This window comes from Aquaspirillum sp., from assembly GCF_055136605.1.
Map to the genome: position 1 here is coordinate 1 of NZ_JBSQVP010000081.1, position 8,454 is coordinate 8,454.

The window sequence follows — 8,454 nt, forward strand, 5'->3', positions numbered from 1 at the left end:
TCGTTGCCGGCGATAAAGGGGCTCCACGGCTGGGCGCGAACGGGTGTTTTGGTTTTCCACACTACCGAGAATTGGCCATCAGGACGCACTTCACCAATCATCACCGGTTTATGCAGGTGATGATTTTTCTCGTCCATTTTCAGGGTAAAACAGAAGGTGCATTGACACTGATTCCTGCCATCGCTTTACGCACTGCGTTGACATCGGTGGTACCAGCTTTTTTCACCGCTTCGGCCCACATTTGGATACCGACATAGGTGGCTTCCATCGGATCGTTGGTCACGAGCTTATCGGCGTTAGCCATGCCTTTTTTCTTGGCCCAAGCTTTGTAGTCGGCAATCCATTTGCTGTTGACAGGGTTTTTGACACTCATAAAGTAGTTCCACGCTGCCAAATGACCGACCAACGGTTTGGTATCAATCCCCTTCAGCTCTTCTTCGCCCACCGAGAAAGCGACAACCGGTGTGGTGGTGGATTTCAGCCCTTGGTTGCCAAGCTCTTTATAAAACGGCACGTTTGAATCGCCGTTGATGGTAGAAATCACCGCTGTTTTGCCACCGGCAGAGAATTTTTTGATATTGCCGACAATGGTTTGGTAATCGCTGTGGCCGAATGGGGTGTAAACCTCTTCGATATCGCTGTCCTTCACCCCTTTCGATTTAAGGAAGGCGCGTAGGATTTTGTTAGTGGTGCGCGGGTATACATAATCGGTACCGAGCAAGAAGAAGCGTTTTGCCTCGCCACCGTCTTTGCTCATCAGGTACTCCACCGCAGGGATGGCCTGTTGATTAGGGGCAGCGCCGGTGTAGAACACGTTAGGCGACATTTCCTCGCCTTCGTATTGCACAGGGTAGAACAGTAAGCCGTTGAGTTCTTCATACACTGGCAATACAGATTTACGCGATACCGATGTCCAACAGCCAAAGGTCACCGCCACTTTATCTCGGGTTAGCAACTGACGCGCTTTTTCAGCAAATAATGGCCAGTTCGAAGCGGGGTCAACCACCACCGGTTCAAGCTTTTTACCCAATATCCCACCCTTGGCATTGATTTCATCAATCGTAAACAGGGCCATGTCTTTGAGTGAGGTCTCAGAAATGGCCATCGTGCCAGAGAGGGAATGCAGCACACCGACTTTAATGGTGTCAGCAGCCAATACGGTGGAGGACAGACCCGCAGACAACAAACAGGCGGTAAGGGTGGTAAGTTTCAGAAACAAACGGCGGGTGGTCATGGCGAAGCTCCCTGAGAAAGGTCATCAATGTTTTTGCTGCAATGCAAAAACAGCTTACCCGTGTGCCCAGTTCGCTTAAATACGTCATTTGGCGTACACCCGTGCCGGCCTAACTGCTACGCCATTTGCTCAAGGCCAACGCCGCCGCTGCAGTGCGGGTTTCAACACCTAACTTGCTGAAAATATGTTCTAAATGTTTATTGACCGTGCGGGGGCTCATACCGAGGATATCGGCAATATCGCGGTTGGTTTTGCCTAAGCTCAGCCAATACAACACTTCGGCCTCGCGTTGGGTCAATGGAAAAACCTGCATCAGGCTGAGCATACTGGCTTGGTGATTTTCTTCGCGTAACACCAGCAGCCATTCCCCTTCGGTGGTTTGTTGATGCAGCGATGCCAGTAAACGCCGGCCAGCGGTTTGATAGACCAAAGCCGAGGGCTCTTGCCCATTGAGATAAGCGGTTTGTGCTTGTGCAATCCATTGCAACAGCACAGGCGGGGCGGTGTCACTAAGGCCAAAATAGCTTTCTAACAGCTGGCGCGCCAACGCGGTTTGCCAGACTAATTTACCGCTGGCACTGGCAATCGCTAAAGTGGCTTGACCAAAAGCGTCGAGGGCGGAACTGGCTTGGGTCAGTTGTCGTGCTTGTTGGATATGAACAGCAATCCGCACCAGCACTTCTTGTGGTTTTAACGGCTTGGTCACATAGTCGGCACTGCCAGCAGCAAAGGCGGCTACCACATGCTCACTTTCGGTTAGGCCAGTCATAAACACAATTGGAATCGACCGCGTGTGAAAATTGGCTTTTAATGCCCGTGCCACGCTAAACCCATCCATGCCGGGCATAACCGCATCAAGCAAAATCACATCGGGCAAGGAGCGTTGCGCCCGTTGTAATGCCGACTCACCGTCGGTAGCCACCAACACCATATATCCCGCTTCATCCAACGCATCATGCAATAAGGTTAAATTATCCGGCTGATCGTCCACAATCAGCACCACACCGCAATGGTTCATATCGAATTCCCTGTTGTGGCCAATCCGCGCCGAATCCACTCCCGCAGCGCATCAAACTCAAACCGTTTCACATGTTCGCTTGCCACGGCCACAAATTCAGCGTAGCGCGGGTCGAGCATGGCCAAACGTGCCAATTCTTGTTTCATGCCGCGCACATAGCCCAAACCAGCGGCGTCAAGTAAGGGCAACAGTTCTGCTGCCGGAGGAAAAACCCTTTCTGTTATGGCTGGCACTTCTGGAGTCATGTCCTCCGCCGAATCGGCCAATAACCATGACAGTTGTAAACGTTGACCGATCCAATCTAGCAATTCTTCAATTCGAATTGGCTTTAGCAAAAAGTCCTCGCTGGCAATCCCGACATCGTTTTCTTGCCCTTTTTCAAACGCATTGGCCGAGATAATCGCTAATTGGCAGTCGGTTAATTGCTTTTGTCGCAACACGCGCAATGCCTGCCAACCATCCATTCCCGGCATGGCCAGATCCATCAATACTAAGTGCGGTTTCAACTCATCGACGCACGCCAAACACGCCTCACCGCTGGCAGCTTGACTGACTTCAAACCCCAACTGCGCCAGCATGGTTGCTAACATTTCGCGATCGGTATCCTCATTATCCACCAGCAAAATACGCCGCCGCGCACCGAGATAGCCGACACGATTCCGCCGTGGCAGTTCTTTTGCCGCCACCGCCGCGTGGACATACGGCAAAAATAAGCGCACCGTGAAGTGGCAACCTTCGCCCACACGACTCCGCAAAGTCAGCTCACCGCCCATTAAATCCGTCAGCATTTTGCTGATGGTTAAACCCAAGCCCGTGCCACCAACACCACTACTGGCGGCACGCTCAAAGGGTTCGAAAATTCGCATTTGTTCGGCTTGTGCAATCCCCGGTCCAGTATCAATCACTTCAAAGGTCGCCATATCACGGCGGTAATGCAAACAAAACCGCACGCCACCACGGCGAGTAAATTTCACCGCATTGCCTAATAAGTTAATTAAAATTTGCCGCAGCCGTTTTTCATCAGCACGCACCACCGCAGGTAAATGTACAGGGCCGCTAAAAGTAAAATCTAAGCCCTTATTGCGGGCTTGTAGCTCGAACATCGCCACCAGTTGTTGAATAAATGCCGCAAAATCTAAGGCGCGAGTGTCTAAGCGCAATTTGCCGCTTTCAATTCGAGCAATGTCCATCGTGCCTTCAATCACCGACAATAAATGGTCACCACTGCGCTGTATCACCTCTACCGCTTGCCGGCGGTGGGGGGGAATCGTGGCGTCGGCGGCCAAAATTTGGGCATAGCCCAAGAGACTATTCAGCGGTGTGCGTAATTCATGGCTAATGGACGAGATATAACGGCTTTTTGCCTGATTGGCTTGTTCTGCCGCATGGCGGGCACGTTTTAACTGTTCATCGGTACGGCGGTGAGAATCGATTTCTTGCATTAACAAGGCTGTTTGTCGATCCGATTCTGCCTGTGCCACTTCACGACTGCGTGCCGTTAATACCATCCACCATGCCACCACCCCACTGACCAACACCAAAGCCGCCAGTAACCGCAAAAATAAAGCAGGCAAGGCTTCGGCATACAGCGCATTGGCATTTTGCCATTCAATGTAATACAGCAAACCCAAGATCAAACCCAACACACTGACAATGCCAGCCATCAGCAATAAGTAGTGGGCCAAGCCATGCGCCAAATAAGGATGTAACGCCCGTGGCAACAGAGTATGCAAACAAGACATCCATTGTGCTGATAAACGGGCTTGTGGTTTACAACGATCACCACAACGCACATCTAAGGTGCAGCAAAGCGAGCAAATCGACCCTTGGTAGGCAGGACACGTTGCCATATCCGCCGCTTCGTACGATTGTTCACACACCACACATTGCAGTTGTGTGGCCGAGGCAGCCGGAGGGTGGGGTTGACGCGCTAGGTAATAACGACCTCGGGTTAGCCATGCCAATAAAGGCGCCGACAAGAACGACACCAACATCGCCACAAAAGCGGAAAACGGTTGAATGTCCTCGCCAAACAGCCCAAGGTGAGCTGCGATAGATAATATTGACGCCAATAACATCGCCCCCACGCCGACGGGATTGATGTCATAAAGATGGCTGCGCTTAAACTCAATCCCTTTTGGACTCAAGCCAAGCGGTTTGTTCAGCACCAAATCCGCCACCACCGCCATCATCCAAGAAATGGCAATATGCGAATACAAGCCCAATACCTGCCCCAACGCATGAAACACTTCCAGTTCCATCAGCATCAGGGCAATCGCTAAATTAAACACCACCCACACCACCCGTCCGGGGTGGCTGTGCGTCAGACGAGAAAAGAAATTCGACCACGCCAAAGAACCTGCATAAGCATTGGTGACATTGATTTTTAACTGTGAAATCACCACAAATACGGTGGTGACGGCAATCGCTATCGCGGTGTGGTCAAATACATACGAAAAACCAATTAAATACATCTGGTTAGGATCAACCGCTTTGTCAGCGGCCACACCATTACGCAGCGCTAAATAGGCCAATAACGCCCCGCCCAACATTTTCATCACTCCCGGCACCACCCAACCCGGCCCACCGACAATCACCGCCAACCACCACCGCCCCGCTTACCTGCCTCTGCTGCTGGCATAAAACGCAAATAGTCGGCCTGTTCGCCCATTTGAGTAATCAGCGCAATGCCGACTGTTAATGCCGCACCAAACAGGTGCCAATCAAAACCGGCTGGGGCAGTATGTGCACCGGTGTATTGCCATAAACCGGTCAGGGCATCAGGGGCATGCCATAAGACAAACAGATAAGGCAGTAGCAATAACACCGCCCAAAGGGGTAAGGTCCATTGTTGTAAGCGACTAATCACCGTGACCCCGTGCATCACCAACGGCAATACCACCAAAGCACAGACCAAATAGCCCCATGCCGGTGGCAGGCCAAACCCCAGTTCTAGCGCATAGGCCATGATGGCGGCTTCGAGGGCAAAGAAAATAAAGGTAAATGAGGCATAAATCAGCGAGGTGATCGTTGAGCCGATATAACCAAATCCGGCACCACGGGTCAGCAAATCCATATCAACGCCATAGCGCGCAGCGTAGTAGCTGATCGGCAACCCAGCCAAAAAAATAATTAACCCGGTGGCTAAAATCGCCCAAAACGCATTGAGAAAGCCCGTTTGCACCATCATGGTCGCGCCAACGGCTTCTAACACTAAAAAAGCAGCCGCCCCACCAGCAGCAGTATTGGCCACTTGCCATAGCGACCAACGGCGGAAACGCTGCGGGGTAAAGCGCAGCGCATAGTCCTCGAGCGTTTCGCTGGCAACCCAGCGGTTATAGTCGCGACGGAGGGTCACAATCGGCGGTGGGGATGAAGTTGGGCGGTCCATACCCAGCAAAGCCAGCAAAAACCCTGCCATCGGTTTTGTTTCTCACATCAAGCTAGTTCATAATCGCGGCTGAACTTATCTTGATTAGGATTGTGCCTTATGTCATCCAGCATCAGCTTGGCCCGTTTTCTGGCAACCGCCCAACAGCAACAACACCTCGACCATGATTTAGCCGCCTTAATTAGCGCTGTGGCGCGTACCTGTGTTTCCATCAGTGATGCCGTTAACCAAGGGGCATTGGCAGGTGTGCTGGGTGAAGCCGGCACCGGCAATGTGCAAGGGGAAGATCAGAAAAAATTAGATGTGATTGCCAATCAAATGTTGCTCGATGGTCTGGCATGGACAGGATTACTCAGCGGCATGGCTTCGGAAGAAATGGAACATGCCAGCCCCATTCCAGCCGAATATCCACAAGGCCCTTACTTATTATTGTTCGATCCTCTCGATGGCTCGTCCAATATTGATGTCAACATTTCGGTTGGCACCATTTTCTCGATTTTGAAGCGTGGTGAAGGTGAGTTGGAATCGCAATTCTTACAAGCAGGCAGCCAACAAGTGGCCGCCGGTTATGTCTTGTACGGGCCACAAACCATGTTGGTGCTCAGCACGGGTCAGGGGGTGCAAGGCTTTACCTTGGATCGTCATTGTGGGGAATTTATCCTGACTCAAGCCAATATGACCATCCCAACGGCGACAAAAGAATTTGCTATCAATATGTCGAATCAACGCCATTGGGAAGCACCGGTACAGCGTTATGTGGCGGAATTACTGGCTGGCAAAACGGGTGTCCGTGGGAAAGACTTTAATATGCGCTGGGTGGCCTCGATGGTGGCAGAGGTACATCGTATTTTGACCCGTGGCGGCATCTTTATGTACCCACGCGATGCCCGTGACCCAAGTAAACCCGGCAAGCTGCGCTTGATGTATGAAGCCAATCCCATGTCCTTTTTGGTAGAACAAGCCGGTGGTGCAGCGACCAATGGCCGCGAGCGGATTGTATCGTTACAACCAGAAGGCTTACATCAGCGGGTATCGGTCATTCTCGGTTCGAAAGAAGAAGTCGAACGGGTCACGCAATATCATTTTGAGTAATACAGCATGACAGAGATGTTAAGTCTAGGATTTGCTGGGCTTGGTCTGATGGGCCAGCCGATGGTGCGGCGGTTGTTAGCAGCAGGGTTTACCGTGCAAGTGTGGAACCGCCACCCAGAAAAAGCCGCAGCGCTCTTGGCACTTGGTGCAACATGGGCAGAGACACCACAGGCATTAGCAGAACAATGCGATGTGGTGATGTTGTGTTTAGCTGATACGGCGGCAGTGGAACACGTGGTGTTCGGTGAACACGGTTTAATTCATGCCCAGTTAGCGCAGGCACGTTTTTTGGTGGATTTTTCCAGTATCACACCAGACGCCACCCGCCGCTTTGCCGCACAAGTCACCGAACAACAACCCTTTCAATGGATTGATGCGCCAGTGTCCGGTGGTGTAGTCGGTGCCGAGCAAGGCAGTTTGGTCATTATGGCCGGTGGCGATGCCGACGCCATCACGGGTTTAACACCGGTATTTTCAGCGTTATCTAGCCGTGTGACGCGAATGGGTGATGTGGGCAGCGGTCAGGTAAGCAAATTGTGTAATCAGTTGATAGTCGCTGCCAATGCGGTGTTGATTGCCGAAGCAGTCGCTTTGGCGGAGCAAGCTGGCGTAGACCCGCATTTATTGGCCCCTGCGCTGGCGGGGGGGTTTGCCGATTCCAAACCGTTTCAATTACTTACCCCACGCATGGCACAAGGGCAATATGAGCCGGTGCAATGGAAGGTGGCGACATTATTGAAAGATTTACGCAACGCCCTCGACAGTGCACAACAAACGGGGTTGACGCTGCCGGTGGCCAGTCAAGCCGCTGCACAATTGGCACACCATGCCGAGGGTTTTGGTGTGCAAGATTTATCCACCTTGATTGAACTGTATCGAAAGGCCAGATAATGCTGCGATTTGCTGCCAATCTCTCGCTGATGTTTACGGAAGTGCCTTGGGCAGAGCGGTTACACGCGGCACGCATGGCCGGCTTTGACCGCGTGGAAATTCAGTTTCCTTATGCCATTCCATTGAGTGATTGGCAGCAATGGCAACGAGAAAGCGGCGTTGAAATTGTTTTAATCAACGCGCCGGCTGGTGATTTGATGAGTGGTGGCGCGGGTCTTGCCGCTGTCGCAGGACAAGAACAAGCCTTCCAAGCCGGTATTGAACAAGCCCTACGTTATGCCGAGGGCTTGGGGGTGAGTTGTGTCAATGTTTTGGCGGGTCGGTTAGCGCCCGATCATCAAACAGCGCAAGCATGGGCATTGTTGACACAGAATGTGCAATACGCTTGTCAACGCTTTGCCGAGCATCTCGATTGCACGCTCACCAGCGAAGCGATCAACCCATTTGATATGCCGGGGTTTTTGGTGAATCGCGGGGAGGATATGCTACGGTTGCTGGAGTTAGTCGATTGTCCTAACTTTGGTCTTCAGGTCGATATCTACCACTTTGCTCGGCAACAGCTGCCTATTTTGCCTTTTATCGAACAGCATTTATCGCAGTTAGCACATATTCAGTTTGCCGATTGCCCCGGGCGACGCGAGCCGGGGTCGGGTGAATTGGATTTTGTTGAGATTTTCAGCGCCATCGACCGCTTAGGTTATTGTGGCGTTGTGGCTGCGGAATACCATCCTTCAGTGCAAACTGAACACACACTGTTTTGGTTAGAAGTCGATTAGCCAAAACAGACAACCAACTCATGGTGCGTCGCCCTTTCGCGGTGACAGCACC

8 protein-coding genes are annotated in these 8,454 nt (G+C 51.9%); 3 read left to right on the top strand and 5 right to left on the bottom strand.

All coding sequences use genetic code 11. The features are described from left to right. The 5 genes from ACTBZS_RS11045 to ACTBZS_RS11065 form a co-directional block, all read right to left on the bottom strand. A partial coding sequence (locus ACTBZS_RS11045) for a transporter substrate-binding protein (protein WP_463044165.1) occupies positions 1–137 on the bottom strand: 137 nt, incomplete at its 3' end. A gap of 2 nt (positions 138–139) precedes the next feature. Continuing rightward, positions 140–1,234 carry an urea ABC transporter substrate-binding protein gene (gene urtA / locus ACTBZS_RS11050; RefSeq protein ID WP_463044160.1) on the bottom strand — a complete coding sequence of 365 codons (1,095 nt, stop codon included), beginning with the start codon at positions 1,232–1,234 and terminating at the stop codon, positions 140–142. 109 nt (positions 1,235–1,343) lie between these two features. Continuing rightward, on the bottom strand, positions 1,344–2,252 hold the full coding sequence (locus ACTBZS_RS11055) for a response regulator transcription factor (protein ID WP_022653592.1): 909 nt from the start codon (positions 2,250–2,252) through the stop codon (positions 1,344–1,346). Beyond that, positions 2,249–4,849, bottom strand: a complete 2,601-nt coding sequence (locus tag ACTBZS_RS11060) for a hybrid sensor histidine kinase/response regulator (RefSeq protein ID WP_463044166.1) — start codon at positions 4,847–4,849, stop codon at positions 2,249–2,251. Before ACTBZS_RS11060 ends, ACTBZS_RS11055 begins: the two co-directional genes overlap by 4 nt. Then, the gene (locus tag ACTBZS_RS11065; protein WP_463044161.1) at positions 4,846–5,673 is read right to left on the bottom strand and encodes a purine-cytosine permease family protein; all 828 of its coding nucleotides are present in this window, start codon (positions 5,671–5,673) and stop codon (positions 4,846–4,848) included. Before ACTBZS_RS11065 ends, ACTBZS_RS11060 begins: the two co-directional genes overlap by 4 nt. Before the next feature lie 69 nt (positions 5,674–5,742). On the opposite strand from ACTBZS_RS11065, the gene ACTBZS_RS11070 reads away from it, so the two are divergent. From ACTBZS_RS11070 to ACTBZS_RS11080, 3 genes are read left to right on the top strand one after another with little or no spacing between them, the layout of a single operon-like run. Beyond that, complete coding sequence (locus ACTBZS_RS11070; protein WP_463044162.1) at positions 5,743–6,735, top strand: class 1 fructose-bisphosphatase; 993 nt, start codon at positions 5,743–5,745, stop codon at positions 6,733–6,735. Between the two features lie 6 nt (positions 6,736–6,741). Continuing rightward, complete coding sequence (locus ACTBZS_RS11075; RefSeq protein ID WP_463044163.1) at positions 6,742–7,626, top strand: NAD(P)-dependent oxidoreductase; 885 nt, start codon at positions 6,742–6,744, stop codon at positions 7,624–7,626. Beyond that, positions 7,626–8,402 (top strand): hydroxypyruvate isomerase family protein, encoded by a 777-nt coding sequence (locus tag ACTBZS_RS11080; protein ID WP_463044164.1) that lies wholly within the window; start codon positions 7,626–7,628, stop codon positions 8,400–8,402. The genes ACTBZS_RS11075 and ACTBZS_RS11080 overlap by 1 nt, the downstream gene beginning before the upstream one ends. The last annotated feature ends 52 nt before the right edge of the window (positions 8,403–8,454 follow it).